The following is a 26,930-nucleotide window of genomic DNA, read 5'->3' as shown; positions in this document are numbered from 1 at the left end:
AAAATGGAATGAAAGAGGTGGCCTATGAGTAATGTGCCTGTCGTGACAGCACCTGCCGCAAAAGTGAAGGAGCATAAGCTGAGTCTGAAAGAAAAAGTATCCTATGGTTTCGGAGATTTTGGGAACGGATTTATGTTTGATCTCGGGCAGATCTATTTGCTGAAGTTTTTCACAGATGTCGCAGGCATTCCGGCAGCGTTCGCCGGCAGTATTTTTTTGGTCAGCAAGCTGTTTGCGGCTTTGACTGATCCGATTGTCGGCTCGGCCATTGACTACAGAAAAAAGATCGGACCCCGGGGGAAATTCAGGCCGTACTTATTATTCGGAAGTATTATTCTTGCGGTCATGACCGTATTGATTTTTGTGTCACCGGACGTGAGTGTCACCTGGAAGCTTGTGTACGCCTATGCTTCTTACATGCTGTGGGGGGTCGCTTATTCTTTCGTCAATATTCCGTACGGCTCCCTCGGTGCAGCCATTACACAGGATGCGGAGGACAGAACGGCGCTTTCCGCATTCCGCCAGATCGGCTCTCTCGGCGCGCTGCTCATTACAAGTGTCATCGTCATCCCGATTCTCGTTCATTTTGATAACGTTCACATCGGCTACCCGGCAGTTATGGGAATGATGGCCGTAATCGGAATCGCGGGATTTATGATCTGCTACCGAAACTGCATAGAAAGAATTATCGTCCGTGAAGCGCCGAAAGAAAAGCTGTCCGTCATGTCGGTTTTCAAATGCTTTATCGGCAACAAACCGCTTCTGACTGTCGTTTTCATGACGATTTTCTCAATATCGGCATACAACATTAAATCCGCTATGCTTGTTTACTTCGCCCAATACAATCTCAACAATGCGGAGCTGATGTCCTACATGAGTTTTATCATCATCGGCTCTTCATTTTTAGGTGTGTTGTTTATGCCGAAACTCGTCAAACGCTTCGGAAAAAAGCAAACGGTGATGATCGGTTTTGCCGTCAGCGCCGCGGCTGATGCGCTGAATTTCTGTCTCCCGTCAAATGTATATATCTTTACGGCGTTAGCGAGCATTGCTTTTATCGGGATCAGCATACCAAACGGCATTACGTGGGCGCTTGTGTCGGACATTATTGATTACGGAGAGTGGAAGACGGGTGAACGGAAGGAGGCGACGACATATTCGCTTTTTAACTTCTCCAGAAAACTCGCCCAATCTTTATCAGGTTTTCTTTCAGGCATCGGGCTGAGCGTTATCGGCTATATCCCGAATGCCTCTCAGACAAAAGGCACGTTAATCGGGATTAAAGGGCTTCTGCTGCTGTACCCGGCTTTCGCTTTAGCGTGCGCCATGCTGATTATCGGTTTAATGTATAAACTGACGGACCGGCAGCATGCCGAGCTCGTTCAGGACTTACATCATGCAAAACCTCAACTTTAGTGATTTTATGGACTGTCCGTTAATGGTACAATAGAAATAAATGCCAGCATACAGAAAGAAAGGAAAAACGATGGTAACCATAAAAGATATCGCAAAACTCGCCAACGTATCCCACACAACCGTATCCCGGGCACTTAACGGCAGCCCCCACATTAAAGAGCATACAAAACAGAAAATATTAGAGCTCGCTTCACAGCTGAATTACACACCGAATGTAAATGCAAAAAGCCTTGCCATGCAAAAGTCCCATACGATCGGACTGTTTTTTACAAGCATCACCAACGGAACCTCACACAGCTTTTTTTCCGATACCATCAAAGGTGTAAACCGCACAATCAGTGAGGAATACAATTTGTTCGTCCGCGCGATTGACGATCTGAAAAGCTTTGAAACCATTACGCCCATGAGATATGACGGAATCATTTTAATGAGCCAAAGCGACAGTGATAATTCATTTATTTATCATATCCGCGAGAAAAACATCCCGCTCGTCGTGCTGAACCGGGACATTGATGACCGGAGCATCACGAATATCCTGTCAAACGATAAAGAAGGCTCCAGACAGGCGGTCGACTGCCTGATCGCAAACGGACACAGAGATATCGCGATCATTGAGGGAAAGGAAGGATTCAGGTCAACTTCTCAGCGGAAAGAAGGCTATTTGACATCTTTAATTGATCATTCTATCCCGATTAAGCATGAATACAGTGTAAAAGGCCGCTATGATATGGAAAGCGGCAGTCAGGCGATGGAAAAACTTTTGGCGCTTCAATCACCGCCTACGGCTGTTTTTTGTTCAAACGATGATATGGCGATCGGGGCGATGAATACCATTTTCGCCAAAGGCCTGAACGTTCCGGAAGATATATCCGTTATCGGGTTTGATGACATCGGCATTTCCCAATACATGACGCCGAGGCTTTCGACAGTAAAACGCCCGGTTGAAAACATCAGCATACTCGGCGCAGAGAAGATTTTGGCGCTTATCACCGACCCGGATACGGCGGCGGAAAAAATATACGAAAACACCGAGGTGATGATAAGAGACTCAATTAAAAAACTCACATAACAGCCCGTCTGAATATCCGGGTTTTCGTACGGGAGAATGTTAACGTGTGCATAAATGCAGAAGGAGGCGGACAGCTTGCGGCAGCTGAATAAAAAGATGTGCGTTGAATACATTCAATATCCTGAAAAAGTCCTTCAGTTCGGCGAAGGCAACTTTTTGCGGGCCTTCGCTGACTGGCAGATCGATCAATTGAATCAATTGACGGATTTTAACGGAAGCGTGGTCGCCGTACAGCCGAGAGGCTCTGAGAAAATAAAACGTTTAAACGAACAGGACGGTTTGTTTACGCTTTTTTTGCAGGGGATAAAGGACGGAAAACCGGCTGAAGAACACACGATCGTCAAATCCATCAGCCGCGGCATTGATCTTTTTTCTGACTATGATTCCTTTAAACGGCTGGCAGCACAAGAGGATCTTCGTTTTATCATCTCCAATACGACAGAAGCGGGAATTACGTTTGAGAAAGGCGACCGGCTTGAGGATAGACCTCAAAAAACATTCCCTGGGAAATTAGCGGCGTTCCTTTATTTCCGCTATAAGGCATTTGCGGGTGACGCCGAGAAAGGGTGCATTGTGCTTCCATGTGAACTGGTCGAAGAAAACGGACGGAAACTGAAGGCGGCCGTGCTTCAATATGCCGGGCTGTGGGAGCTGGAGCCTGAGTTTACTCAATGGATTCATGATGCGAACATCTTCTGCAATACCCTCGTGGATCGGATTGTTCCCGGATTTCCTGTTGATACCGCGGAAGAACTTACCGATTTTCTCGGATACGAAGACCGTCTGCTTGTGGTCGGTGAGCATTATTATTTGTGGGTGATAGAAGGGCCGGAACAGCTTCAGAATGAGCTTCCTTTTGCTGATGCCGGGCTGAACGCACTGATCACGTCTGACCTTACGCCTTACAGGACAAAAAAGGTGAGAATCTTAAACGGCGCTCATACGGCATTGGCGCCAGTGGCTTTATTATACGGACTGCAAACCGTCCGGGAAGCGGCTGAGCACGAGGTGACGGGCAGATTCATCGAAGAGCTGATCAATGAAGAAATCCTTCCCGTGCTGCAAATGGAGGGTGTCACCCAGTATGCGGCAGATGTGTTACACCGGTTTAAAAACCCTTATATCCAACATTATCTGCAAAGCATCAGCCTTAACGCCGCCGCGAAATTCAAAACAAGAAACCTGCCGACGCTGAAGGCTTATATCGAACAGGAGGGACGGCTTCCTGAGAGGCTGGTGTTTTCATTCAGCGCCATGATCTATTCATACTGGAACGGGCCGAACAAACCAGCAGACGGCGAGGAGGTTCTGAACCGTTTTCAAATGGCGCGGTCCCGTTGCAAAGATGATATGTTTCAAGCGGCATTTTCTATATTAGGAGAAGAGCGATTGTGGGGAAAGAATCTGAACCATCTTCCGGGGCTGACTGAACGAACGGCTTTTTTTCTCTCTGTCATTCATAAGCGGGGGATGAAGCATGCGTTACATGAATGCTGCGGCAATAAGGGGGAAGTGAAATGAAAGAGGTCATAAAAATCCATAAAAACGATAACGTGCTTCTCGCTATGCGCCATTTTAACAAAGGGGAGCGGCTGCATGCAGACGGACTGACGATTGAAGTGAAGGACCTTGTAAAGCGGGGGCATAAAATCGCGCTGCAAACCATTGAAGAAAACGGCAGCATCATTAAATACGGTTTTTCAATCGGGCGTGCGACAAGGCGGATTTCGGCCGGCGAGCATATTCATACCCATAATCTGCAAACGAATTTATCCGATGTGCAAGAATACACGTATTCACCGCGCTTCGAGGACAATCCTTTTACAAATGAGAACCGGATATTTCAAGGCTACAAAAGAGAAAATGGTACATCCGGCGTCCGGAATGAACTGTGGATCGTGCCTACAGTCGGCTGCGTAAACGGCGTCGCTGAGAAAATCCTGCAGCGCTTCGTAAAAGAGGCGAAAGACATTGCGCCCTTTGACAATGTGCTGGTTTTAAAACACCAATACGGCTGCTCCCAGCTTGGCGATGATCATGAGAATACGAAACAAATGCTGATTAACGCCATTCGCCATCCAAATGCGGGCGGTGTGCTGGTTTTAGGGCTGGGCTGTGAAAATAATGAGCTGGCGGCAATTAAGGAAACGCTTTCTGAAGTGAACGGAGATCGGGTGAAATTTCTCGAATCACAGGCTGTCACAGATGAAATTGAAGCGGGGGCAGCGCTACTTAAAGAGATACACCTTGCGGCAAAGGGAGATAAACGTGAGGAGATTCCGCTGGCAGAATTGAGCATCGGATTGAAATGCGGCGGGTCGGACGGTTTTTCCGGCATCACCGCAAACCCTTTATTAGGGAGATTTTCAGATTACTTGATTGCACAGGGAGGGAGCACGGTCTTAACGGAGGTGCCTGAGATGTTCGGCGCTGAGACGATTCTCATGCAACGTGCGGCGAGCGAAGAAGTGTTTCATAAAACAGTCCGATTGATCAATGATTTCAAGCAATATTTTATGAAACACGAGCAGCCGATTTATGAAAACCCGTCACCAGGGAATAAGGAAGGCGGCATTTCAACGCTCGAAGACAAGTCGCTCGGCTGCACCCAAAAAGCCGGTCTTGCACCGGTTTCTGATGTGCTGACATACGGTGAAACACTGAAAACAAAGGGATTGACACTGCTCAGTGCGCCCGGCAATGATTTAATCGCTTCTTCAGCGCTCGCCGCGGCGGGCTGTCACATCGTGTTGTTTACAACCGGAAGAGGCACGCCGTTCGGCACATTTGTCCCGACTGTGAAAGTATCAACAAATACCGATTTATTTCAATCAAAACCGCATTGGATTGATTACAACGCGGGGAGATTGGCGGAAGACGAAACAACAGAAGATCACATTGTAAGAGATTTTATTCAATACATTATTAACGTTGCAAGCGGACAATTCGTCAATAACGAAAAAACGATTTTCGGGAGCTTGCAATCTTTAAGTCCGGTGTGACGTTATAAGAGAAAAGGCGATCTGACAACAGACCGCCTTTTTTAGATTAATTTTATCCCGCTGATTAAAATAATCGCCGCCATCACAAACTGTAGCGGGCGCGGTGAGAATTTCGGCGAAAAGAAGCTGCCGAGAAGCACACCCGGCACAGAGCCGATCAACAGATTCAATACAAGCAGGTAATCGACGCTTCCGAAGCTTGCGTTTAACAGACCGGCAACAGTTACGAGCAGAAAGGCATGTGCGATATCCGTTCCCACCACTTCTGCCGTTTTCATTCTGAACAGGTATAACATGGCGATCGCAAATAATGAGCCGGACCCAATAGATGTCAGGCCGACGATGAAGCCGAAAATGACGCCGATCAGTATCATGAGTGTCCGCTTTTCTTCAAGTGTTTTTTGCTGCCAGCGGTTCGGCCGCAGTTTTTTATCGAAAAAAAGGCGGGCGATAATGGAAATAGCGACAAGGGTCAGCACGTAGCCGAGCGCCTGTTTGATAATCTGCTCCTGATGCTGGTGAAAAGCGGGAAACAAGTGAAGAATACCGATGGCGGCTGTTGCGCTGGGAATGCTCCCGAGCGCCAAGTAGCCGACAAGTTTAAATTGAACGGTGCGCTGCTTCCAATGAGAAACGACACCGAACAGTTTGGTGATGGAATTATATAAAAGGTCAGTGCCGACGGCGATTGAGGGGTTGATCCCCAAAACGATCAGTAAAGGAGTCAAAAGCGCCGCTCCTCCCACACCCGTCAATCCGACCAGCGTTCCGACAAAGAAACCCATAAACACAATGCTTACAGTCATCTGTGTGCCTCCTGAATAATCCTACTATTTTTATCAGATTATATATGATTAAGAGGCGGTAATCAATTAAATTTTCGGAAAATTTTATACAGAACAAAAAAATCCGCCAGCCTGCTGTTATGTCGCAGATCGGCGGATGATGGCCGGATTATGATTTTTGCTGATAAAACGGAAGTTCCGTGTGGCCCATTTCTCTGACATACACGAAAAGATTGCCTTTATGATGAATTTCATGCTCCATGGCAAGCTGAAGGAGAGCCGCGCCGGTTATTTTTCTGCCGAAAGAGGCAGTCAGGTCAATTTCGCGGTTCAGCTGCTCTTCAGTCAGCTGTGACAGGATGTTTGTCGTTTTTTCAGTACATGCTTCAGCCAGTTTGACGAGGTCTGTTTCCGCTTCTTCTTTCGGTTTGTTCTGGATAGCTGATCCGTTTCCGTCGTTAATGACGTTTGCAAACATAAGAAAAGAATAAACGATGTGTTTTACAAGTTCCTGAGCGGACATTGATGTCTCTGCCGGCTTGTAGTCGTAATGCTCGCGGCTGATTTTTTCCGCCAGCTCAATCGTCACGTTTCGATGTGACAGAAAGTGGCTGACCAATTGATTTTGTGCTGTCATGTGAAAACCCCCATTTAATACAGAATAAAAGCTGCAAGGATATGCTATATCAACGGCACGGAAGAAACAAGCAATAAGCTTGTGATGGAGATAAATCGTTGCGGATATCCGAAATTCGACAATTGCGGTCTTTTTGCGTTCTTCTTTTTCTAGCAAATATGATAAAATATGACATATCTCGGTCATTCCAAAAGGGGGGATTTATTGAGGATGAAGCAGACTATTCCGTCCTCTTTTGTCGGGCTCAAAATTAATGAATGGTATACCCATATCCGGCAGTTTCACGTCCTTGAGGCGGAGCGCGTCAAACGTGAAGTAGAGAGAGAGATCGAGGATATGGAAGAAGATCAGGATCTGCTGCTGTATTATTCATTAATGGAATTCAGACACCGCGTCATGCTGGATTACATCAAGCCCTTAAAGGAGGACCCTTCTCAGCCTGAGTTTTCAGAATTATTGGAAGACATTGAAGGCAACCAGTATAAACTGACAGGACTGCTTGATTACTACTTTAATTTTTTTCGAGGAATGTACGAATTTAAACAGAAAATGTTCCTAAACGCCATGATGTATTACAAACGGGCTGAAAAAAACCTTGCACTCGTTTCTGATGACATCGAGAAAGCTGAGTTTGCTTTTAAAATGGCCGAGATTTTTTACAACCTGAAACAAACCTACGTCTCCATGAGTTATGCCGTTCAAGCCCTTGAAACGTACCAATCGTATGAGACGTACAACGTCCGCAGAATCCAATGTGAATTCGTTATTGCAGGGAATTATGATGACATGCAGTATCCAGAAAGAGCATTGCCCCACTTAGAACTTGCTTTAGATCTTGCAAAACAAGAAGGCAATCCCCGTCTTATCAGTTCAGCCTTATATAATCTCGGAAACTGTTACGAAAAAATGGGAGACCTCTCTAAAGCAGCCGAATATTTTGAGACATCCGTTTCCATTTGCAGGTCAGAAAAGTTCGATAATCTTCCGCATTCTATTTACTCATTAACACAGGTTCTTTATAAACAGAACACTACAGCCGAAGCAGAGAAGCAATACCGCCTCGGGCTCAGTATCGCCCGCGAATACAATGATGAATTGTTTGTCAATCTTTTCCGATTTTTGCATGCGTTATACGGCAAGGAAATGGATAACGCATCCGTCAGGCGCACGTTTGATTTTCTGGAAGAACACATGCTGTATCCGTATGTGGAAGAATTGGCGCATGACGCTGCCAAATTTTACATGAAACACGGACAGCCTGAAAAAGCGCTCACGTTTTATGAAAAAATGGTGCACGCCCAAAAACAAATCCAGAGAGGAGATTGTCTATATGAAATCTAAACTGTTGTCAGGATTGCTGCTTGTTGCTGTCGGGTTCAGCTTTACACAGGTGATCGGCCATGAAAGCCATTTGGAAAACCAAGCGGACGGCACATTCCATATTGCCGCACGCAACCAAACATAACATAAAGACCCTTCTTTGGAAGGGTCTTATTTTTTGCATGCGTATCCATTCCATTTTTATCCGAATGCAGGGTCTATATACTCAGTTATCTGTCCTACGAATGCCACCTATTGATGAAAAAGGCATAAGGAGAGATGAAGAGTGGGGATTGAAGTGAAAAAACGGCTCGTATCGGCTGATAAATATGCGTTAAAATGTCCGAATCCGATGACGCCGGAGTATATTACCATTCATAACACGGCAAACGACGCATCCGCCGCTAATGAAATCAGCTATATGACGGGAAACAGCGAATCAACGAGCTATCATTTTGCGGTTGATGACAAAGAAGTGATCCAGGGAATTCCGTTGGACCGGAATGCCTGGCATTCGGGAGACGGCACGAACGGTACCGGAAACCGAAAGTCGATTGCTATAGAAATCTGTTACAGCAAGTCAGGCGGCGAACGGTACAGAGCCGCAGAAGAACTGGCGATTGCGTTTGCGGCGCAGCTTTTGAAAGAACGGGGCTGGGGGATTGACAGAATCAGAAAGCATCAGGACTGGAACGGAAAGTACTGCCCGCACCGCATTTTGTCAGAAGGCCGCTGGGATGAAGTGAAGGCGAAGATTGAAAAGAAATTAAGCGGAAGTATGCCGGCGAAAAAAGCCTCTATTTCTTCTTCCGCGTCTGAATACCATGTGAAAAAAGGCGACACCTTATCGGAAATCGCCGCATCGCACGGTGTCAGCGTAAAATCGCTGCAAAGCATCAACCATATCACCGATCCGAATCACATTACAGTCGGACAAGTGATCAAGCTCGCTCAGACGGGTTCTTCTTCAAAAAGTCAGGCTGTGTCTTCCTATCCGCTTCCATCCGGTGTGATCAAAGTGACGAAACCGCTGACGAAAGGGACAAACGTAAAACAAGTGCAAAACGCTTTATCCGCTCTTTATTTTTATCCCGATAAAGGAGCAAAAAATCATGGGGCGGACGGCGTTTACGGCCCGAAAACGGCAAATGCCGTAAAACGTTTTCAATCCGTCAGCGGATTAACGGCAGATGGAATTTACGGCCCGAAAACGAAGGCGAAAATTGAAGAAAAACTGTAATCAATAAAACGGAAGCTCCCCGGGCTTCCGTTTCTTCTTACATACAAACTGCGGCAAGGGCCTTTTGAATATCATAAATGCTTTCATCTTTTTTAAACTGCTTTGAGACAGCGGGAAGTTCCGCGCCTGAAATCCAAATTTTCAGCTCTGAATCTAAGTCAAAGCGGCCGGCGGTTTCTACGCTGAATCTGGAAATGCTCTTGTACGGAATGGATTGAATCTCCGATTTCTTCCCCGTGAGTCCCTGTTTATCAACAAGAATAAGACGCATATCCGTAAAGACAATGATATCTCGGACAAGCTTAAATGCGGCGTTGACATTCTCACCTTCCAGCAAAATACGGGCCAGTTCTGCTTTTGCTTCAGCCGTCGATATTGTCGACGCATTGCCCAGCAATCCATTGATGAACCCCATAATATCTCCCCCTTGATACGTATTCTATCAAATCATACTATAAAAAGGTTTCCATTCCCAGATGAGTAGAGTAAACTGGTGCTGACTGGAAAAGGAGAGCATGTTACACATGAAAGATAGATATGACAATTTCGCAGCTCTTTCCGCTGCTGAATCGGAATACAGAATTATTTATGAAGAAAAAGAGGGAAGTAAATGTATCGTCCTCGCTCCCCACGGCGGCAGGATTGAGCCGGGTGTCAGTGAGCTGGTGCAGGCATTTTCTGACCAAAGCTCAATTTATTTATTTGAAGGGACGAAGCGGTGCGATAACCGTTCTCTCCACTTGACAAGCACACGCTTTGACGAGCCCCTGGCTTTAGAAAAAGTGACCGCCCATCATTACGCATTGGCTTTTCACGGGTATCATGATCTGAAAAAGGCAAATACACTCGTCGGGGGCGCGGATCTGGAAAAAAGCAAGACTGATTTGTGATCTGCTGCGTGAAGCGGGGTTTGATGCCGAGCTGACAGAGAAGAATGATCGGCTGGCAGGTGTAAATCCCGGCAACATTGTCAATCGGACAAAAAGGAAAATGGGGCTGCAATTGGAAGTGAGCACGGCGCAGAGACACGCGCTGTTCAGCAATTTTGGCTGCCGGGGAGAAAAATATACGCCAACCGATCTGTTTTTTCGGTATGTAGAAACCGTGAAGGCCGGTTTTTATAAGTAAATGAAACGGACCCGCACCGTCTGCCCATTCTTTCATACACTAAGATTGTTTGAAAGAATGGGGGAATGAGTATGTTCTATCATATTAAAGAACTTCAATACCGCGCAAAGCCGTCTTGCCCTGATCCGGCTTACGCGAAAAAGCTTCAAGAAGTGCTTGGAGGGCAGTACGGTGAGATCAGCGTCATGATGCAATATTTGTTTCAAGGCTTTAACTGCCGTGCCGATGAAAAATATAGAGATTTGCTGCATGATGTCGGAACGGAAGAGATCGGACATGTGGAAATGCTTGCGACGATGATTTCAAGGCTCTTGGACGATGCGCCGGCTGATGTGCAGGAAAACGCCTATAAAAGTGACCCGGCCGTCGCGGCTGTCATGGGCGGAATGAACCCGCAGCACGCCATTGTTGCAGGTTTAGGCGCGATGGCGGCTGACGCTGAAGGGTATCCTTGGAATGCGAAATACATTATTTCCAGCGGGAATTTACTTGCAGATTTTCGGGCAAATTTAAATGCGGAATCCCAGGGACGCCTGCAGGTGACTCGGCTGTATGCGATGACAGACGATCCGGGTGTCAGGGATATGCTGTCCTTTTTAATTGCAAGAGATACGTATCATCAAAATATGTGGTATGCGGCCATAAAAGAGCTGGAAGAAAGAGAACGGGACATTGTCGTGCCTGCTACGTTTCCGCGTGAACTCGAAAAGCAGGAAGTGTCGTATGATCTGTTTAACTTTTCCAGGGGAGATGAGAGTTCACAAGGAAGATGGGCCCGCGGTGAAGCCTTTGACGGACGGGGCGAGTTCAGATATATTTCCGCCCCGATTGCATTCGCATCTGCGCCTCATCTTAAACCGGCGCCAATGTGGCTTCACAATACTCTTCCTCCGATGTCAAAATGCTGACACACTGCCGGCGGAGAATCGCTAATTTTCAATAAAATACGGCGTTTTTTCTTCAGCGGCATGCAAGTGTGTCTGTCCGCTTCCATAATACACATTCGGCCGCTTGTCGGATAACAGACAAGCGAGCCGCTTCTGAAATTGAATACCTGCTTTACGCCGTTCAAACAGCTCCAGCCTTTTTTCCGCAAATGATGCCGTCACCCGGAAAGCGGCTGCGATTAAAATAACGGCGTGGCTCCTCCGCTGGGGCAGCTCCATGTTTAACAGCATAAAGGTCGGCACACAGAAGTGGTACATAAAATGGTTGGCCTGAAATTCCTGCAGTTCCCTGAACAGCTTGTTCATATGAAAATGGTTCCCGGTATGCTTCAGCACATGGCACAGTTCGTGCGCAAAATCCTGCCATTGCTCTTCGGGTGACTTTTTTTGATTCAGGACGATGCTGTACATGCCGTCCCGCTTCAGCATCATACTGTGCGTATCTTCAAAATGAATCCAAATGTCAAGCTCCTTGGCAATCATCTGCATATCAATATGGAGAGGGGCGGTCATTCCCATGCGGCAATATAAGTTTTTGACGTATTCCTCAAGATGTGTTAAAAAATCGCCCAATTGAATACACCCTTTCGAACATATGTTCTTTTTTAAGCGAGAAAGAAAAGCCCTGATCGGACTTTGAATCAATTCCCTTTTCTTTTAAAAATAAACATTCAGCTTTTATATCGGCTGAACGTTAAGCAGTTTAAAGGAAAAGAGCGGATTATTTATGTTTCGGCCTGCGGTTTTTCTCTTTTTCTTTTAAATAATTAATGAATTCAATGGCCTGCTGCTTGCTTTCCGGGGAAAAGTCCTGCATGTCCCGATATGCGATCTGCAGGTCGGGATCGGCAAACATGTCTTCATCTGAAGGTTCTTTTCCGGTTAACAAATAATCAGTCGACACTTTGAAATAATCCGCAAGCTTTTGCAGCGTGTCGTAATCGGGTTCAGATCGGCCGTTTTCATAATGAGAATATCTGGCGCGCGAGACACCGATATGATTTGCGACTTCTTCCTGCGTTTTCTTACCTCTGAGACTCTTTAATCTTCCGCCTATCATCCGAAATGACCTCTCTTTTTTCAACACCCTAAGTTACTTATGATTATAGATACAAAATGTATCAAAAGAAAGAGATGATAAAAAAAGTATCAAAAAGGTCTTGATGATACGAAATGTATCGTATATAATCAACATCATAGGGATACAAAATGTATCAAAATACGATAAGAAATTGATCAGGAGGGTGAGAGATGCAGGCGATAATCATCCGTTTCAGCAGCAATCCGGCTGACCAGAGATGTTTAGGGAAAGCAGGCGGTTCGATATCTTTTACCGCTTGCGGACTACCGGTATTCCGATTTGATAACCGATTGCAGTATGAACGCTATATAGGTCTGAAGAAAAATGGAGAGGTCCCTTATGAATCGTAAAAGCTGCCCGTTTTTCATCTATTCCGGATTATTGAATTCAGAACATTATGACAAAATAGGGTCCGCCATTTGGCTGTTTTTATGGTTCATCAGCTCAACGACAAAGGAACATGTAAAAGACGGCGTAAAGTGGGGGATCGTCCTCGGACATAAGCCCGTAAAAGCAAGAGAAATGGCCGATGTATTCGCGGTCAGCGAAAAAACCGTCAGGCGGTGGCTCGAGAGCTTGGAACAGCATGAGTATATCAAAACCGTCCGCGCCCCTTACGGACTCATCGTCTCCGTAAAGCATTCGAAAAGATTCACGCCGAAAAAGACATTGACCCGCCCGGAAGCAACTGACCGGACAATATCGGCGGATCACCGGGACAAAAATGTCCGGAGAGAAATAGATATAACAAAAAATCATACTGCTGAAGAAGCGATTAACGACATTGCCGCCCATTTTATCAGATTAAGGTCTGCACAGGAGGGGCGGAGCGTATACCCGTCGCCCCGGGATTATCAGGCCATCGCCCGTATTGTTTCCCTCGGTGCGTCAGCACAAGAAGCAATCAAATGGCTCGGCGAATGCTTTACCGCTTTTGAACAGCGGCGCACCTCTTCAGCTGAAACGATCAAGGCTTTCAGCTATTGCGCCAAGTTTATGGAAGACCGCTTGAATGCACGAATTGCGGGAAGGACAATCACAACAAAAAAGAGAGGAATACGATACATGACAAAACGAACGATCGAGCAGATTCTTGCCGACCTGAAAAACGGAAAACGTCCATTACTGGCGGACAGACCGGAAGAATCAGACAAAAGCCGCTTTGACTGTCCGCTCTGTAAAGATCGGGGCGGTTATCTCAAAAAACAGCTGGGCATGGATGTGTGGGTCAAGTGCCGCTGCGCCGCCGAACGAAAAGTAGAACGCATTCTCGGTGCAAGTGAGATTACAGATGCCTTTCGGAAGCTGGATTTCAAAGGATTTATCACGCGCGGCAAGCCTCAGGCAGTCGTCGACGCATACGAGTGCGCCCTTGAATATGTTGAGAACTTCGACAAGATGAAAAACTGCCGGAAAAACAGCATTGCCCTTTTAGGGCGTCCGGGGTCGGGAAAACCCATCTTTTGACCGCTCTCAGCAATTATGTCATGAGACAGAAGCAGACACCGGTGCTGTATTTTCCTTTTGTGGAGGGCTTTACGGATTTAAAAAATGATTTTGATCTGCTCGATGCAAAGCTTGGCCGTATGAAACAGGCGGATGTGCTTTTTATTGACGATCTGTTCAAACCGCTGAACGGAAAACCCCGGGCGACCGATTGGCAGATTGAACAAATGTACGCCGTCGTGAATTACCGCTATTTAAATCATAAGCCGGTTCTTATCTCGAGCGAGCTGGCATGTGACGGATTGGTGCAGGTTGATGAAGCCTTGGGCACAAGAATTTATGAGATGTGCAGCGATTATTTAGTCATCATTAATGGCAATTCATTTGACGTAAACCACAGATTAGAGGGGGCGAGATAATGTGTAAGCTGTGCGGGCCGAAGAAGGTCATTGTGATGGAAACGGGTTTCGGCGCTGTCTTTCACCCTTGCCCGAACTGCAAAACAGGCACTGATTTAACGCCGGTCATTAAACGGCTTGAACGAATGGTTCAAGACGCAAAAGTGAGGCTTGATGCACGTGTGTAAATATATCAAATGGCTTTTTTGCCTGCTGTTCAGGGCAAAACGGATAGAAAAGCAAATTGAAGCATGGCATGAGGCTGATGGAAAGTGAGGATCACCATTGCAAGAAAAACACAGCCCCGCTCCATGGCGGGCCGTACACAGCGGAGAAGAAAAACCCATTTACATTTATTCCGCTTACAGCGAAGCGGATAAAGAGAAGTTCCCTTATTCAAACGGAAGGCTCATCGCGGCCGTTTTCAACTTAAGTTCATACTCACAGCAGATCAACGCGGCATTGATGGCGAAAGCCCCGGAACTCTTTGAGGCGGCCGAAACGGCTCTCCGCCTGCTCCGGGGAGAAAGTTCTGAAGAAAAAGAAGCGTTCATAAATGAGCTCGGAAGCCTCATACATGAAGTGAACATTTTGAAAAAGACGGAGGACGTAAAACATGAATCCTAAAAAACTGACTGACATTGAACATACAACATTAAAAAGCCAGCTGGAAGAAGGCAAGGTTCGGGTGATTATAGTAGACGGACTGAAGAAGGAAGCATGGCTCGCCGAAGCGCCGGAGCACGGCAAAACGCTTGTCGAAACGCGAAAAGGGGATCTGGCCCGGGTCGAATATGAAATCGGCTTTAAATTGAATTAATCGAAAAAAACAGAATACGTCCAAGACGGAAAGCCTGCGGACACTGATCAATCGCGCACTTGCTGCGCATTGATTGGTGTCCTTTTTTTGTTCCGAAAAAGAGGAGGATCTACATGGAAGACTTACTATTTGAATATAAACGCACGCTGAAAGAGACGAAAAAGTGGTACAAGCAGCTGGAGGCAGCCGATGAAACGGTGCTTACTTCAGAAGAACTGAAAGATAAAAAAATCATCAGAACGATTATTACAGATTTGGAATATGTCATCGAATGGCTTGAAAAAGGCCGGCAGCCCGGCATAAGAAGAGCGATAGACCGCAGAGACGCTTATCAGAGAATGCTCATTAAAGATCCGAGAATCATAGAAACCTATTCGCAGGCGCTGATGTTTGAACCGTCCGCAAATGTGACTGAAGAAGACAGAATCAGACTGCGGGACGCATTAGCCGTTTTAACGGATAGAGAAAAAGAAATGCTGCTGCTCCACAAAGCGGAATGCTTTTCGTATGAACGGATCGCCGCCTTGCTGAATGTAAAGAAATCAACCGTACAAACGACGGTCAAACGGGCGCTTTTAAAAATTCAAAAACAGAAGGAACAAAGAAATCAATCGCCTGCTTCATAAGTTGTCATACGTTTGCCACCTAGAAGTGAACAGACGATCCAAAAAAGCGGCCCGATTAGAAGCCGCTTTTTATTATAGACAATCATGTCGGAGGTGGCGGTGATGCCGTAGCATGAAAAACGCAAAAAGAGAACAGGCATTTACAATCTATCAGTCTCATAAAGGCCGCATCACAAATCGCGCCCTTGCCGGCAAATCAGGCGTATCCGCAAGAACGATCGGCAGATGGAAAAAAGAAGGGCGCTGGGACGAGGCGCTTAATAAGAACGCGGAAAGCGGCGGAAAAAACACCCCGGGCGAAGGTGATGAGTTAAACGAACGCCAGCGGCTGTTTTGTCTTTATTATGTGAAAAGCTTTAACGCCACCCAATCTGCGATAAAAGCCGGGTATTCACCGGAAAGCGCGCATGTGACGGGAAGCAGGCTGTTAAAAACGAAAAAGTCGCCAAAGAAATCAGCCGCATGAAAAAGGAAATGGTCAATAAAGTGTTTGTCGAAGCGATGGACGTTCTTCAAGTCTATGTGAAAATCGCTTTCGCCGACATTACCGATTATGTAACCTTCGGAAAAAAAGAGGTTCAGGCCTTCGGAAAATCAGGGCCGCTCTTTGACGAAAATGATAATCCGATTATGCAGGAGATCAGCTACGTTGACGTTAAAGATTCGCACCTTCTGGACGGAACCATCGTCACGGAAGCAAAACTCGGGAAAGAAGGCATTGCAATAAAGCTTGCCGACAAGATGAAGGCTCTTGAAAAGCTGTCTTTGTACTTTGATCTTTTCCCCGATCAATTTAAACAAAAAATCGAAAATGAAAAATTAAAGCTGGCTCAGCAGAAGATGGAAAAAACAGAAGGCAGCCAAAAGCCGATTGACATTGTCATTACGCGGAAAGAGGAACGGACATGATTGAAAAAGCGGTCAACCCGCGCTTTGAAGATTATTTGTTCAATTGGAATGAAACGTACCAATTTCTCGTCGGAGGCTACGGCTCGTCAAAAAGCTATCATACCGCGCTGAAAATCATCCTGAAGCTGCTTCGTGAAAAGCGGACGGCGCTTGTCGTGCGGGAAGTTTTCGATACGCACAGGGATTCTACGTTTGCCTTATTTGAAGACATTATCACGGAGCTTGAACTGGGACATGCCGTAAAGGCCGTTTCTTCACCGATGCAGCTCAGATTTTCAAACGGAAGCCGGATTATGTTTAAAGGGATGGACAACCCGGCCAAATTGAAATCCATTCATCATATTTCACTGATTTGGATTGAAGAATGCTCTGAAGTGAAGTATGAAGGCTTTAAGGAGCTGATCGGCCGTCTGCGTCATCCCGAGCTTTCGCTGCATATGATATGCACCACAAATCCCGTCGGCACCTCCAATTGGACGTACCGGCATTTTTTTCGTGATGACCAAAAAAAACGGTTCGTATTGGATGATCAGACGCTGTATGAAAAAGGCACCGTCGTTAAGGGAGATACGTATTACCACCATTCCACAGCGTGCGATAATCTGTTTTTGCCGAAAAGCTATATTAAGCAGCTGGACAGCTTACGGCATTACGATCCTGATTTGTACCGGATCGCCCGCAAAGGACAGTTCGGCGTCAACGGCATCCGCGTGTTTCCGCAGTTTCAGGTCATGGAGCACAACGAAGTAACGGAGCGGATTGCTTCCATCAGGCGCCCCCTGTTTCGGACGGGCATGGATTTCGGTTTTGAAGAGTCATACAATGCGGTCATTCGGCTTGCCGTCGATCCGGATCAAAAAGATCTTTATATTTTCTGGGAGTATTACAAAAACAAAATGACCGATGATCAGACAGCTGAGGAGCTTCAGGAATTGGCGGATCAAAAAGAGCTGATCAAAGCGGATTCGGCTGAGCCGAAAAGCATCCAATATTTCCGCAGGCAGGGCTTTTGCATGGTTGCGGCCAAAAAGTTTCCGGGCTCAAGACTTCAGTATACAAAAAAGCTGAAACGGTTCAGACACATCTATTGCTCAGACAGCTGTGAAAATACGATCCGCGAATTGCAGAACTTAACGTACGCAAAAAACAAAAACGGCGTTCTGTCGGAAGATGAGTTTTCAATTGATCCCCACACACTTTCAGCCATTTGGTATGCGCTGGATGACTATGACGCGGCGGATCTGAAAGATGCATCACAAAAACGGAGACGTCCGAATCGGGAAAGGAGGAGATAGGCGTTGCCGAACTATCAAAACGTTAGAGCCACCGTCTTTAAATCAAAAATGGCCGCGCCGCAGGCAAGGCAGATGAACGAAGATCAATTTGCCGATCTGTACGGCGAAGACATCATTTCACCGCCCTATAATCTCATTGAACTGAAAACAATCGCCGAATACTCGACGATTCTTCAGCAGTGCATTGACGCGTATCGGGTCAATATTACGGGTTTTGGGTTCGATGTGGAATATACCTTTGATGTAAATAGCCCAGATTGCTCCCCGTCAAAAAAGGCCCGGGCCGAAAAAAACTGGATGAAGCTGGAGAGCTTTTACAAATGTCTTCATTTTGATGAATCGGCCGAGACGGTCCTCGGATATGCGATAGAAGACCGCGAAAAAACGGGCAACGGTTTCCTCGAAGTGCTTCGGGACGGCGCGGGAAAACCGGCGGGGATTGAATATCTGGATGTAAAACATATGCGCGTCTGCGGTGTGACTGATCCCGTTGAAGTTACATTTTCATATGAAGAAAACGGCGCATCCAAAACGATTAAAAGGCAAAAACGGTTCCGTAAATATGTTCAGATGCTGAACGGACGGAAAGTGTTTTTTAAGGAATACGGCGATCCCCGCATGATGGACATGAGAACCGGCGATTACGTAAAGACCCTGTCTGAAGAATACCGGGCAAATGAAGCCATTCACTTAAAAATCGGCAGCGGCACTTACGGAATTCCGCGCTGGGTCGGCAATATCGTCAATCTGTACGGCGCCCGGAAAGCGGAAGAACTGAATTTTATGTATTTCAAGCAGGGCCGTCACGTGCCGGCCGCCATTACGGTTGAAAACGGCATGCTGTCAGAAACCTCATACAAAGAGCTCCAGGATTATATGAATGACCTGGAAGGGGTGGAAAACGCCCACAAATTTCTGCTGATTGAGGCGGAAGGCATTGCGAAGGAAAAAGACCTTCACGGAGGCGAAGACATTACGCCCGTGTCTGTGGAAATTAAATCACTTGCGGAAATTCTGCAGGATGATGCGCTGTTTCTTGAATATGACGACAAAAGCAGAAATAAACTCCGTTCCGCTTTCCGTCTCCCGCCGCTTTATACGGGCGAGGCGCAGGAATACAACAAAGCCACAGCCGATACGGCACGGAAAATAACGGAGGAGCAGGTGTTTCAGCCGGAGCGGAAAACGCTGATTAATAAGCTCAACACGTTATTTTTGCCTGAACTGGGTCTCCACGATGTACAGCTCACATTAAAAGGGCCTGATTTTCGCGATCCGCTTGAAATTGCGAAGGTGCTTACGCCATTTATTTCCGCCGGAGCGGTCTCTCCTAATGACCTCCGTGATCTGGCGGGAAGAGTGCTCGGCAAGACGCTTGAGGAATGGCCTGAAGAGCACTACAGCCGGCCGGTGCTGAAAGGGAAAAAGGAGCAATCCTGAAAGGGGGTGAAAACATCTCGTGCCGAGAGAATTGAGAAATGCCGTTATCAGTTTTGTGAGCTATGTCGATAAGGCGGCGAACCAAACGGAATTCTTTTTTACAAAATCAGCCGGAGGCCTTCCGTCATTTGAAAAAAAGGTGCAGGTGTTTACAAAAAACGAATCGGATGAGCAGAAGCTTGTTTACGGCATCGTTTACGAGCCGGATGTCCCCGATGCACATGGCGATTATATGACGGCTGAAGAGATTGAAAAGGCCGCTCACGGTTTTTTGGCGAACGCCCGCAACATCGATACAAATCATAACTTTGAAGGCGGGACCGGCGAGGTGGTGGAGTCGTACGTCGCCCCGGATGACTTTGAAATCGGGAATGCTGTGATCCGGAAAGGATCTTGGGTGCTTGTCACCAAAGCTTCCGATGAAGTATGGGATCAGATTAAAGCCGGTATCATTACGGGCTACAGCATGGCGGGAACCGCTGACGTTTACGAAGAGCCGGCAGAAAAGCAAGCCGGCTTATTCGGCGCGGTCAAGCAATTTCTCGACCGTGACCGCAAATCAAGAAACCGCAAGGGAGAGGACTTGAACAAGATGAGAAAAGAAGACGTAAGAGAATCGATTGAACACGCGCTGCACCCGCTTTTAAAGCGGCTTGACAGTTTGGACCAGAACACGGAAGACAAAGACGGGGCGTCTGCGCCGTCTGATGAAGAAAAGCTGAAAACGCTTGTTGAGGACATGCTGGCGCCGATTATTAAACGCATTGAAGCGCTTGAAAAAGTAAGAGGCGCATCAAAGCAGCCGGAAGAAGAGACGGGCGGCCAAGAGCCTGTTAAAAAATCCATTTGGAGCGGACTGCTTTAAGCCCAGTCAGAAGGAGGAACTGTAGAGTGAGAAATCAAGATATCATCAGAAAGGCGGAAATGTCACTTTCCGCTTTAAAAAGCGGCGGTTTAATGAACCCCGCACAAGCTTCAGCATTTATCCGCATGGTGCAGAATACGCCGACCATTTTCAGCGAATCGCGTGTGATTCAAATGGAAAATGACTCGCAGAAATTTGAAAAAATCGGTTTCGGCCAGCGTATTCTGCGTGCCGCTGAGGAAGGAAAAGCCTTAACTGACGATCAGCTGACCGTCCCGGCAACAAGTACGGTGCAGCTGAATACGAAAGAAGTCATTGCAGAAATTAATATCACCTATGACACGCTTGAAAACAATATTGAAAAAGACGGCCTGCAGCAGACGATCATGCAGATTTTGGCGGAGCGGGCGGCAGTCGATATTGAGGAGCTTGTCGTAAACGGCGATACATCTTCTTCTGATCCGTACTTGGCACAGCTTGACGGAATCCGTAAGCAGACTGTATCTCACGTCATTGACGGAAACGGGGAAGAGCTGTCCAGAGCGACATTTAAAAAAGGCTTAAAAGCCATTCCGGCAAAATATTTGCGCCTGCCTCAGGAATTCAGATTTTACACATCTCAAGGCATGGAGATTGAATGGAAAGACCGTGTGGCTGACCGTCAGACCAATCTGGGAGATCTTGCGGTGCAGGGCGGTTTGTCTTCAGCATTCGGCGTTCCGGTCAAAGGAGTATCCAATCTGCAGCCGTACTCAGTCGGAGAAGGTGATTCCCAGTACGATGCGTCTGACATCATTTTGACTCACCCGAAAAATATCATTCTCGGTTTTTCACGGAATATCCGAATCGAAGTAGATAAAGATATTCGCAGCCGCAAATTTATTATCGTACTGACGGCTAAACTTGACAGCAAATTTGAAGAAGAAGATGCAAGCGCCAAAATCGTAAACGTTAAAGAATAAGACGGGGGTGGCAGTTATGTTAATTCAGCCGTCTGACGTTGTTTCATATTCAGTTTATGATCAAGTCAAAAACAGGCCGGAGGCGCTTCTTATACAGGACATTCTGGAGGCTGAGGCGGAAGCGGCCAGAATAGCGGGGCATTCGTTCACTGACCCTGTTTACTCACCGCTTCCCGAAAAGATTAAGCTTGCGTTATTAAAGCTTTCTCAATATTTTGCGCTGATCAACCAGAATGAAGCAGCCGCTTCCGCCTATCAATCTGAAAAGATAGGCGACTACTCGTATACGGTGGCAGGTGAAGGCGGAATCAGAAAACCGGCGGTGCACCATCTGCTCTGTGAATATATCGCGCCGGGTTATTCCCCGGTTTCTGCACACGCAAAGGTGAGACCTTTATGAGCTACGAACGGCTGCTCACTGACAGATGCGATATTTATCATGAGACGGTGTCAGTTCCGAAGGCCGGACGCTTCGGGATTCCCGCCGAAAAGCTCCAGCCTGTCTTTTCTTATCCGGAAGTGCCCGATGCTGAAGACGTGCCGTGTCTGTTTGTTGAAAAACAGCAGCAGCTTATTCAGCTTGAGCCTGATCATAAGGTATATCAGCGGTTTCTCGTTCATTTTCCGAAAGAGGCCGTTGTGCGTGTCAATGACAAAATCATTTGGGAAGGCCAGGCGTATATTCTGGAACTGCCGAAGAAAGCAAGACAGCACCATTGGGAGGTTATCGCTGTGAGAGATGACAGACTATGAGCATAAAAAACCTTGAACAATGGAGTCGGTCGCTGCAAAAGGCATCATCCGGAGAATTTGCCCGTCAGGCAGGCGAATGGCTGGAACAGTCAGGAGAGGATTTTCTCGACTTGGTACGAGAGGAGCTTATTCATTCGGGAGGGATTGATACAGAAAGCCTGCTGTCTTCTTTCCGAAAAGGAGCGCAGGATCACGTATGGATCATTGAAAACGGGGGACTGACCCTTGAAATCGGCACCAATGCAGAGTATGCCTCATTCATAAATGACGGACATTGGACCGTCTCAGATGAAAATGTCAGATGGGTGCCCGGGTATTTTCAAGGCTCCCGGTTCATCTATGATCCGTCAGCTTCAACGGGAATGGCGCTAAAAAAACAGTGGATCAGCGGAAATGGGTTTTGGGACAAAGCCCTTCTTTTGTATGAAACACTCTTCGCCGAATCGCTGGACAAGCGTTTCAATCAGTGGCTTAACACGTTGGGGGGAGATATCGGATGAATCGCGAGACCGGTTCAATCGCCGCTTTTTTGTATCAGCAATGCGGCGTGCCCGTATATGAAAATGAACTGCCTGAACAATTTCAGGTGCCGTCACTTTACATCCCGCCCCCGTACGCTTTTGACGAGAATGACACAGTCTCTACCTTTAAGAAGACATACAGTCTGAATGTGAAGCTGTTCCATGCCGACTCGGTGCAGGCGCTCTATGCAGCCGACCGGATCGCCGATGCGGTGAGAGAATCAAGACAGCTGATTCCGCTGCTAACGGAATCAGGGGAGGATACCGGTGATTTCGTCCGCATCAGCCGTATCGAAACAAGAGTCGGAGACAAAGGCGAGGCAGTGATCACAATCCGCTGGACGAGCCGCTACTACTATCAGAAACAAACATCTCCCGCACTGCGGGATGTGGACATTAACAGCGGGGTGAAACAAAAGTGAAACAACATAAAAAGAAAAACGCCGCAGCGGCGGAACGAGCGGTTCTTTATGACACGGCGGATTTAACAAAGCACGCGAAGGAGCTTTTCGGCGTAAAACCTGAGATTCTCCAGGGGGCTTTATTCGGCGTGAAGCAAAAACAAATGACGAAAGCGCAAGCCAAGTCTTACATTGAAGCATTTTTAACCAAGGAGGTCATGCAATAATGAACGGCGGAACATTTACGCAAGGAAAAGAAAAAGAACGTGCCGGAATCTATTTTAACTTTAAAACAACCGCCCAGGAGCGGGTATCGATCGGTGAACGCGGGATTGTCGCCCTTCCCGTCGCATCCGGCTGGGGGGAAGCGAAAACATTCGTTTCCATTTCAAGCATTGAAGATTTGAATAAAAAAGTGGGGCTCAGTATTGAAGATCCGTCACTGATTCTGCTTCGTGAAGCGAAAAAGAAAGCAAAAACCGTTTTGATGTACCGTCTGACAGAGGGAATCAGAGCAAGCGCCGACCTTTCGCAAGGTGTTAAAGCAACCGCATTGTACGGCGGTTCAAAAGGAAATGACATCATCATCCGCATCAGTGAAAACGTCCTTGATCAGACCGCTTTCGATGTGACCACTTACATGGATGAAGCGGAAGTTGACAAACAAACGGTGAAAAAAGCCGAAGAATTAAAAGCAAACGGCTATGTCACATTTACGGGAACGGGCGAACTGTCGGCTTCCATCCCGCTGACAGGAACTGAGGAAGAATCCGGGGAAACGTTAAACCCGCAGGCAGGCATCCGTCTTGCGGGAGGAACTGATAAAGCACCGGTCAACTCAGACTATACGGATTTTTTAGCTGCGGCTGAAACGGAGAATTTCGATGTCATCGCTCTTCCTGTCGCGGAAAACGATCAGCTGAAAGCGACATTTGCCGCATTCATTAAACGCCTTCGCGATGCGCAGGGACAGAAGGTGCAAGGGGTGACCGCCCATTACAGCGGAGATTATGAAGGCATTATCAATGTTACTGAAGGTGTGCTGCTGGAAGACGGAACCGAGATTAAAGCTGAAGATGCGACCGCCTGGGTGGCAGGCGCAAGTGCCAGCGCCGCATTTAATCAATCCTTAACATTCGTTGAATACGAAGGCGCCGTCGATGTGCTGCACCGCCTGACTCATGATGAAGTGATCGAACGTCTTTCTAAAGGTGAATTCCTTTTCTCTTATGATGCCCGTGATAAGTCAGTCAGCGTTGAAAAAGATATCAACTCATTGGTGACATTTACGGCAGAGAAAAACAAAAAGTTCGCGAAAAACAAAATCGTTCGTGTGCTTGATGCGGTGAATAACGATTTGACACGTGAACTGAAAGCCTTAATTAAATCGAAAAAAGGCACGGGCAGCGATCTTCCTGCGACAAATGACGGCCTTCAATTCGTCAAAACGATGATCATTCAATATTTGACTACGCTTCAGGATGCGGGCGGCATCGCAAATTTTGATTCAGACAAAGACATTACAATCGGGCTGAATGAAGACCGCGACGGCTTTTTAATCGATCTCGCCGTACAGCCTGTGGATGCGGCAGAAAAATTCTACTTTAACGTGGAGGTAAACTAAGATGGCATTAAAAGCGCAAAACACGATTTCAGGAAAAGAAGGCCGTTTATTTCTAGACGGAGAAGAGATGGCGCATATTAAAACGTTTGAAGCAAACGTGGAAAAAACAAATCAGAAGTAAACATCATGGGCCGCCGCATGACGGGACATAAAACAACAGGCGCCAACGGAACGGGCACGGCAACATTCTACAAGGTCACATCCAAATTCGCCGTCCTTATGATGGATTACGTCAAAAAAGGCAGCGACCCGTATTTTACGCTGCAAGCCGTTCTTGATGACAAATCATCGGGCCGCGGAACAGAACGCGTCACTCTGTATGACGTCAACTTTGATTCTGCAAAAATCGCCGGACTGGACGTAGACTCAGAAGCACTCGAAGAAGAAGTGCCGTTTACCTTTGAAGATTTCGATGTGCCGGAAAAGCTTTCTGAAACGTTTTAATTAAGATCGGTATGAGTGAAACAGGCCTTTTTACAGGCCTGTTTTTTATAAAAAAGTAAGGGAGTTTTCATCATGAGCGAAAAAAACGAACAAGTATTTGATCTGTCATTCTTTATGCCGGGTAAAACAGTCGAGGCTGAGGAGATTCGGGTTCCGCTTTCAAAGCGTTTTGTCGATAAAAAAGGAAACATCGTGCCTTTTATTTTTAAAGCCATTACGACTGAGCGCATTGACGAACTGGAGAAGGAAAGCACGACATATAAAAATGTGAAAGGCAGAGGCCGCGTAAAAGACTTAGACAGCCAGCGCTTCTATGCGCGGATCGCGGTTGAATCTACGATTTACCCTGATTTCCGGTCTAAGGAGCTCCGCGACGCTTACAAAACGGCAGATCCGGTCGAGGTGGCAAAACGCGTGCTTTCAGTCGGCGGTGAGTATGCAAATTGGCTGAATAAAGCGATTGAGATCAATGGTTTTGAAGATGAATTAGAAGATCTGGAGCAAGAAGCAAAAAACTGATAAAAGATGGGAATAAGGAAGCCGTGTATCTCTATTACGCGATGCATGAGCTTCATTATTCTCCATCAGAACTGAAAGAGTTATATGAAGCACCGAGACATTTTAAGGCGCTGTTGTACGGTTTAATCGGTTACAAGCTGGACATTCTTGAAAAACAAGCGAAGAAAGGGGGAGCGACATCATGGCAAAGCTGACCGCCCGTTTTGAATTGGAAGATCGGGTTTCAAAGAAAATAAGGAAAATCCAAAATGGCTTCAGAGCGCTTGAGAAATACAGGAAAATGACAAAACGCCAAAGTGAAATTGATATACGCAAAGAGAGTAAATCTGTTTTAAGAACAATTGACCGCATCCAGCGCTCTATGAAAAGAAAGCTGGGCGCACAAATGATCTCTATTTCAGCTGAAGACGGAGCCAGTGCCGTCATTCAAAAGGTGCAAACCCAATTAGCGGGTCTGCCTGCGTCTTTAACCGTTAAAATAGGAGCAAAAGACAGCGCGACAGCGGCATTTGAGAGATTGCGGGATCTGGCTGCCGGTTTTAAAGGATTTACCGTTTCACTGTATGCGTCAGACGAAGTGACCCCTGCCATGGAACGCATCAAACGCTATATGCAATCTGCGTTAAAGAACGGGTACTCTGTCACTATACGCGTCATAGATCACGTCATGAAAACAGTCGGCCGAATTTCAGCGGGCATTGATTCGCTGACGGGAAAAAACAATGTCATTCAATTATCGTTAAACGAAAAGGTGACAGCACAGCTGGCTGCAATGCAAAAGAATATGCCGGACGTCGGAAAAGCTTCTGCTTCTGCTGCTCCTGCTTCGCCGAAAAACGATTTTTCAATGCTTGACTCCATTGCAGACACCTTCATGAAAAAAGTCAATGACATCGCATCCAAATTTTATCCGGAAACAATCATAGCGGAACTGGATAAATTCGCTGAAAGCTTTATGAAGAAAGCGGACGAAATCGCAAGCAAATTCAGCCCTGAGACGATATTAGCCGAACTGGACAAGTTCACAACGTCATTCATGGGGAAAGTAGACGAAATCGCGAGCAAATTCAGCCCTGAGACGATATTAGCCGAACTGGATAAGTTCACGACCTCATTCATGGGGAAAGTGGATGAAATCGCAAGCAAATTCAGCCCTGAGACGATATTAGCCGAACTGGATAAGTTCACAACCTCATTCATGGGGAAAGTAGACGAAATCGCGAGCAAATTCAGCCCGGCAACGATATTAGCAGAGCTGGATAAAGTTTCACAACGTCTATTT

29 protein-coding genes and 7 pseudogenes are annotated in these 26,930 nt (G+C 46.7%); 31 read left to right on the top strand and 5 right to left on the bottom strand.

The features are described from left to right. Window positions 1-24: 24 nt before the first annotated feature. The 4 genes and pseudogenes from D368_RS10095 to D368_RS10080 all read left to right on the top strand — a co-directional run bounded on the left by D368_RS10095 (window position 25) and on the right by D368_RS10080 (window position 5,495). Entirely contained in the window at window positions 25-1,416 is a 1,392-nt protein-coding gene (locus D368_RS10095) for an MFS transporter (RefSeq protein WP_128574765.1), read from the top strand. Window positions 1,417-1,486: 70 nt separating this feature from the next. Next, complete coding sequence (locus tag D368_RS10090) at window positions 1,487-2,485, top strand: LacI family DNA-binding transcriptional regulator (RefSeq protein ID WP_128574764.1); 999 nt, start codon at window positions 1,487-1,489, stop codon at window positions 2,483-2,485. Between the two features lie 75 nt (window positions 2,486-2,560). Then, window positions 2,561-4,006: a tagaturonate reductase gene (locus D368_RS10085; protein ID WP_128574763.1), complete on the top strand. Its 1,446-nt coding sequence runs from the start codon at window positions 2,561-2,563 to the stop codon at window positions 4,004-4,006. Then, a pseudogene (locus D368_RS10080) lies at window positions 4,003-5,495 on the top strand (UxaA family hydrolase). The gene D368_RS10085 and the pseudogene D368_RS10080 overlap by 4 nt, the downstream one beginning before the upstream one ends. Before the next feature lie 33 nt (window positions 5,496-5,528). On the opposite strand, the gene D368_RS10075 reads toward D368_RS10080, so the two are convergent. Both D368_RS10075 and D368_RS10070 read right to left on the bottom strand, forming a co-directional pair. Beyond that, entirely contained in the window at window positions 5,529-6,293 is a 765-nt protein-coding gene (locus D368_RS10075; protein ID WP_015388360.1) for a sulfite exporter TauE/SafE family protein, read from the bottom strand. A 148-nt stretch (window positions 6,294-6,441) separates the two neighbouring features. Beyond that, the gene (locus D368_RS10070; protein WP_017417598.1) at window positions 6,442-6,909 is read right to left on the bottom strand and encodes a DinB family protein; all 468 of its coding nucleotides are present in this window, start codon (window positions 6,907-6,909) and stop codon (window positions 6,442-6,444) included. Window positions 6,910-7,113: 204 nt separating this feature from the next. Here D368_RS10070 and D368_RS10065 point away from each other — a divergent pair, with 204 nt between their 5' ends. From D368_RS10065 to D368_RS10060, 3 genes are all read left to right on the top strand, one after another. Next, complete coding sequence (locus tag D368_RS10065; protein WP_101562923.1) at window positions 7,114-8,250, top strand: Rap family tetratricopeptide repeat protein; 1,137 nt, start codon at window positions 7,114-7,116, stop codon at window positions 8,248-8,250. Further along, on the top strand, window positions 8,240-8,374 hold the full coding sequence (locus tag D368_RS20110) for a PhrA family phosphatase inhibitor (protein WP_003154881.1): 135 nt from the start codon (window positions 8,240-8,242) through the stop codon (window positions 8,372-8,374). The genes D368_RS10065 and D368_RS20110 overlap by 11 nt, the downstream gene beginning before the upstream one ends. Window positions 8,375-8,515: 141 nt before the next feature. Beyond that, window positions 8,516-9,469 (top strand): N-acetylmuramoyl-L-alanine amidase, encoded by a 954-nt coding sequence (locus D368_RS10060; protein ID WP_003154880.1) that lies wholly within the window; start codon window positions 8,516-8,518, stop codon window positions 9,467-9,469. Window positions 9,470-9,506: 37 nt separating this feature from the next. Here D368_RS10060 and D368_RS10055 read toward each other — a convergent pair whose 3' ends face one another. After that, the gene (locus D368_RS10055; RefSeq protein WP_128574762.1) at window positions 9,507-9,884 is read right to left on the bottom strand and encodes a PH domain-containing protein; all 378 of its coding nucleotides are present in this window, start codon (window positions 9,882-9,884) and stop codon (window positions 9,507-9,509) included. A 109-nt stretch (window positions 9,885-9,993) separates the two neighbouring features. Between D368_RS10055 and D368_RS10050 the strand changes: the two are divergent. Continuing rightward, window positions 9,994-10,597, top strand: a pseudogene (locus D368_RS10050) (poly-gamma-glutamate hydrolase family protein). Between the two features lie 71 nt (window positions 10,598-10,668). After that, complete coding sequence (locus tag D368_RS10045; RefSeq protein ID WP_039251810.1) at window positions 10,669-11,505, top strand: manganese catalase; 837 nt, start codon at window positions 10,669-10,671, stop codon at window positions 11,503-11,505. Between the two features lie 21 nt (window positions 11,506-11,526). On the opposite strand, the gene D368_RS10040 is transcribed toward D368_RS10045, so the two are convergent. Together D368_RS10040 and xre are read right to left on the bottom strand one after the other, a co-directional pair. Further along, window positions 11,527-12,117, bottom strand: a complete 591-nt coding sequence (locus D368_RS10040) for an ImmA/IrrE family metallo-endopeptidase (RefSeq protein ID WP_003154873.1) — start codon at window positions 12,115-12,117, stop codon at window positions 11,527-11,529. 148 nt (window positions 12,118-12,265) lie between these two features. Further along, window positions 12,266-12,604, bottom strand: a complete 339-nt coding sequence (gene xre / locus D368_RS10035) for an HTH-type transcriptional regulator Xre (RefSeq protein ID WP_003154871.1) — start codon at window positions 12,602-12,604, stop codon at window positions 12,266-12,268. Between the two features lie 191 nt (window positions 12,605-12,795). Here xre and D368_RS10030 point away from each other — a divergent pair, with 191 nt between their 5' ends. The 22 genes and pseudogenes from D368_RS10030 to D368_RS09930 form a co-directional block, all read left to right on the top strand. Next, window positions 12,796-12,975: a hypothetical protein gene (locus D368_RS10030; protein ID WP_039251807.1), complete on the top strand. Its 180-nt coding sequence runs from the start codon at window positions 12,796-12,798 to the stop codon at window positions 12,973-12,975. Further along, window positions 12,965-13,791: pseudogene (locus D368_RS10025) on the top strand (phage portal protein). The gene D368_RS10030 and the pseudogene D368_RS10025 overlap by 11 nt, the downstream one beginning before the upstream one ends. Next, window positions 13,691-14,490: pseudogene (locus tag D368_RS10020) on the top strand (DnaA ATPase domain-containing protein). Before D368_RS10025 ends, D368_RS10020 begins: the two co-directional pseudogenes overlap by 101 nt. Further along, window positions 14,490-14,657 (top strand): hypothetical protein, encoded by a 168-nt coding sequence (locus tag D368_RS20105; protein WP_099686863.1) that lies wholly within the window; start codon window positions 14,490-14,492, stop codon window positions 14,655-14,657. The pseudogene D368_RS10020 and the gene D368_RS20105 overlap by 1 nt, the downstream one beginning before the upstream one ends. A 97-nt stretch (window positions 14,658-14,754) precedes the next feature. Next, window positions 14,755-15,096: a hypothetical protein gene (locus tag D368_RS10015; RefSeq protein ID WP_015239676.1), complete on the top strand. Its 342-nt coding sequence runs from the start codon at window positions 14,755-14,757 to the stop codon at window positions 15,094-15,096. Continuing rightward, entirely contained in the window at window positions 15,086-15,289 is a 204-nt protein-coding gene (locus D368_RS10010) for an XtrA/YqaO family protein (protein WP_003154859.1), read from the top strand. The genes D368_RS10015 and D368_RS10010 overlap by 11 nt, the downstream gene beginning before the upstream one ends. 113 nt (window positions 15,290-15,402) lie before the next feature. Continuing rightward, complete coding sequence (locus tag D368_RS10005) at window positions 15,403-15,915, top strand: sigma-70 family RNA polymerase sigma factor (protein WP_069473351.1); 513 nt, start codon at window positions 15,403-15,405, stop codon at window positions 15,913-15,915. Window positions 15,916-16,027: 112 nt separating this feature from the next. Beyond that, a pseudogene (locus D368_RS10000) lies at window positions 16,028-16,824 on the top strand (terminase small subunit). Next, window positions 16,821-18,119: a PBSX family phage terminase large subunit gene (locus D368_RS09995; protein WP_069473353.1), complete on the top strand. Its 1,299-nt coding sequence runs from the start codon at window positions 16,821-16,823 to the stop codon at window positions 18,117-18,119. Before D368_RS10000 ends, D368_RS09995 begins: the two are co-directional and overlap by 4 nt. 48 nt (window positions 18,120-18,167) lie before the next feature. Beyond that, on the top strand, window positions 18,168-19,559 hold the full coding sequence (locus D368_RS09990) for a phage portal protein (RefSeq protein ID WP_099686888.1): 1,392 nt from the start codon (window positions 18,168-18,170) through the stop codon (window positions 19,557-19,559). Between the two features lie 19 nt (window positions 19,560-19,578). After that, on the top strand, window positions 19,579-20,424 hold the full coding sequence (locus tag D368_RS09985; RefSeq protein WP_128574761.1) for an XkdF-like putative serine protease domain-containing protein: 846 nt from the start codon (window positions 19,579-19,581) through the stop codon (window positions 20,422-20,424). Between the two features lie 26 nt (window positions 20,425-20,450). Next, on the top strand, window positions 20,451-21,386 hold the full coding sequence (locus tag D368_RS09980; protein ID WP_007407274.1) for a phage major capsid protein: 936 nt from the start codon (window positions 20,451-20,453) through the stop codon (window positions 21,384-21,386). 16 nt (window positions 21,387-21,402) lie between these two features. Further along, the gene (yqbG, locus tag D368_RS09975) at window positions 21,403-21,786 is read left to right on the top strand and encodes a protein YqbG (RefSeq protein WP_070081674.1); all 384 of its coding nucleotides are present in this window, start codon (window positions 21,403-21,405) and stop codon (window positions 21,784-21,786) included. Then, a complete protein-coding gene (locus D368_RS09970) occupies window positions 21,783-22,139 on the top strand; it encodes a DUF3599 family protein (RefSeq protein WP_039251781.1) in 357 nt (118 codons plus the stop codon). Before yqbG ends, D368_RS09970 begins: the two co-directional genes overlap by 4 nt. After that, window positions 22,136-22,639: an HK97 gp10 family phage protein gene (locus D368_RS09965; protein WP_039251778.1), complete on the top strand. Its 504-nt coding sequence runs from the start codon at window positions 22,136-22,138 to the stop codon at window positions 22,637-22,639. Before D368_RS09970 ends, D368_RS09965 begins: the two co-directional genes overlap by 4 nt. Further along, window positions 22,636-23,082: a hypothetical protein gene (locus D368_RS09960; RefSeq protein WP_039251775.1), complete on the top strand. Its 447-nt coding sequence runs from the start codon at window positions 22,636-22,638 to the stop codon at window positions 23,080-23,082. Before D368_RS09965 ends, D368_RS09960 begins: the two co-directional genes overlap by 4 nt. After that, on the top strand, window positions 23,079-23,288 hold the full coding sequence (locus tag D368_RS09955) for a YqzN/YkzM domain-containing protein (RefSeq protein WP_007610809.1): 210 nt from the start codon (window positions 23,079-23,081) through the stop codon (window positions 23,286-23,288). Before D368_RS09960 ends, D368_RS09955 begins: the two co-directional genes overlap by 4 nt. Next, complete coding sequence (locus D368_RS09950; protein ID WP_007610810.1) at window positions 23,288-24,685, top strand: phage tail sheath family protein; 1,398 nt, start codon at window positions 23,288-23,290, stop codon at window positions 24,683-24,685. Before D368_RS09955 ends, D368_RS09950 begins: the two co-directional genes overlap by 1 nt. A 1-nt stretch (window position 24,686) precedes the next feature. Then, window positions 24,687-25,129 (top strand): annotated as a pseudogene (locus tag D368_RS09945) (phage tail tube protein). 72 nt (window positions 25,130-25,201) lie between these two features. Beyond that, window positions 25,202-25,648 carry a phage tail assembly chaperone gene (locus D368_RS09940; RefSeq protein ID WP_032874591.1) on the top strand — a complete coding sequence of 149 codons (447 nt, stop codon included), beginning with the start codon at window positions 25,202-25,204 and terminating at the stop codon, window positions 25,646-25,648. Window positions 25,649-25,689: 41 nt separating this feature from the next. After that, the gene (locus tag D368_RS09935) at window positions 25,690-25,842 is read left to right on the top strand and encodes a hypothetical protein (RefSeq protein ID WP_015239684.1); all 153 of its coding nucleotides are present in this window, start codon (window positions 25,690-25,692) and stop codon (window positions 25,840-25,842) included. Next, window positions 25,830-26,930: pseudogene (locus D368_RS09930) on the top strand (transglycosylase SLT domain-containing protein); the annotation flags it as partial. The gene D368_RS09935 and the pseudogene D368_RS09930, both read left to right, overlap by 13 nt.

Source organism: Paenibacillus lentimorbus NRRL B-30488, assembly GCF_000411595.1.
In the GTDB taxonomy this organism is placed as follows: domain Bacteria; phylum Bacillota; class Bacilli; order Bacillales; family Bacillaceae; genus Bacillus; species Bacillus velezensis.
Note: the sequence above shows the minus strand (reverse complement) of the source record. Positions and strands in the feature narration are given on the sequence as shown.

Coding starts and splice junctions, on each gene's coding strand:
- D368_RS09960 (WP_039251775.1), top strand. CDS start 22,636: ATGAATCGCGAGACCGGTTCAATCGCCGCTTTTTTGTATCAGCAATGC.
- D368_RS10005 (WP_069473351.1), top strand. CDS start 15,403: ATGGAAGACTTACTATTTGAATATAAACGCACGCTGAAAGAGACGAAA.
- yqbG (WP_070081674.1), top strand. CDS start 21,403: ATGTTAATTCAGCCGTCTGACGTTGTTTCATATTCAGTTTATGATCAA.
- D368_RS10045 (WP_039251810.1), top strand. CDS start 10,669: ATGTTCTATCATATTAAAGAACTTCAATACCGCGCAAAGCCGTCTTGC.
- D368_RS09995 (WP_069473353.1), top strand. CDS start 16,821: ATGATTGAAAAAGCGGTCAACCCGCGCTTTGAAGATTATTTGTTCAAT.
- D368_RS20105 (WP_099686863.1), top strand. CDS start 14,490: ATGTGTAAGCTGTGCGGGCCGAAGAAGGTCATTGTGATGGAAACGGGT.
- D368_RS10090 (WP_128574764.1), top strand. CDS start 1,487: ATGGTAACCATAAAAGATATCGCAAAACTCGCCAACGTATCCCACACA.
- D368_RS09990 (WP_099686888.1), top strand. CDS start 18,168: ATGGCCGCGCCGCAGGCAAGGCAGATGAACGAAGATCAATTTGCCGAT.
- D368_RS09950 (WP_007610810.1), top strand. CDS start 23,288: ATGAACGGCGGAACATTTACGCAAGGAAAAGAAAAAGAACGTGCCGGA.
- xre (WP_003154871.1), bottom strand. CDS start 12,604: ATGATAGGCGGAAGATTAAAGAGTCTCAGAGGTAAGAAAACGCAGGAA.
- D368_RS10030 (WP_039251807.1), top strand. CDS start 12,796: ATGCAGGCGATAATCATCCGTTTCAGCAGCAATCCGGCTGACCAGAGA.
- D368_RS10010 (WP_003154859.1), top strand. CDS start 15,086: ATGAATCCTAAAAAACTGACTGACATTGAACATACAACATTAAAAAGC.
- D368_RS10070 (WP_017417598.1), bottom strand. CDS start 6,909: ATGACAGCACAAAATCAATTGGTCAGCCACTTTCTGTCACATCGAAAC.
- D368_RS10095 (WP_128574765.1), top strand. CDS start 25: ATGAGTAATGTGCCTGTCGTGACAGCACCTGCCGCAAAAGTGAAGGAG.
- D368_RS10075 (WP_015388360.1), bottom strand. CDS start 6,293: ATGACTGTAAGCATTGTGTTTATGGGTTTCTTTGTCGGAACGCTGGTC.
- D368_RS09935 (WP_015239684.1), top strand. CDS start 25,690: ATGCATGAGCTTCATTATTCTCCATCAGAACTGAAAGAGTTATATGAA.
- D368_RS20110 (WP_003154881.1), top strand. CDS start 8,240: ATGAAATCTAAACTGTTGTCAGGATTGCTGCTTGTTGCTGTCGGGTTC.
- D368_RS09940 (WP_032874591.1), top strand. CDS start 25,202: ATGAGCGAAAAAAACGAACAAGTATTTGATCTGTCATTCTTTATGCCG.
- D368_RS09965 (WP_039251778.1), top strand. CDS start 22,136: ATGAGCATAAAAAACCTTGAACAATGGAGTCGGTCGCTGCAAAAGGCA.
- D368_RS10055 (WP_128574762.1), bottom strand. CDS start 9,884: ATGGGGTTCATCAATGGATTGCTGGGCAATGCGTCGACAATATCGACG.
- D368_RS09970 (WP_039251781.1), top strand. CDS start 21,783: ATGAGCTACGAACGGCTGCTCACTGACAGATGCGATATTTATCATGAG.